This window comes from Paracoccus sp. SY (genome assembly GCF_002901215.1).
Classification (GTDB): domain Bacteria; phylum Pseudomonadota; class Alphaproteobacteria; order Rhodobacterales; family Rhodobacteraceae; genus Paracoccus; species Paracoccus acridae.
In genome coordinates this window covers 1-305 of sequence record NZ_NWMQ01000251.1, presented here as the reverse complement: position 1 = coordinate 305, position 305 = coordinate 1, and the positions used below count along the sequence as shown (strand labels likewise).

1 protein-coding gene is annotated in these 305 nt (G+C 61.0%); it reads left to right on the top strand.

The window, feature by feature from the left end; all coding sequences use genetic code 11:
* Positions 1-305: transglutaminase family protein (locus tag CK944_RS22740; RefSeq protein ID WP_146038804.1), on the top strand; the 305-nt coding region annotated here is incomplete at both ends.

The window sequence follows — 305 nt, the reverse complement described above, 5'->3', positions numbered from 1 at the left end:
ATCTGCAACTTCGTCCACAATCATCTGACCTTCGGCTACAAATTCGGGCGGCCCACGAAAACCGCCGTCCATGCCATGTCCGAGGCGACGGGCGTATGCCGGGACTTTGCGCACCTGGCGATTGCACTCTGCCGCGCCATGAACATTCCGGCCCGCTATGCGAGCGGCTATCTCGGCGATATCGGCGTTCCACCGTCAGGTCCCGGCGACTTTTGCGCCTGGTTCGAGGTTTATCTGGAAGACCGCTGGTATACCTTCGATGCGCGCTACAACACGCCCAGGATCGGGCGCATCCTGATGGTCCG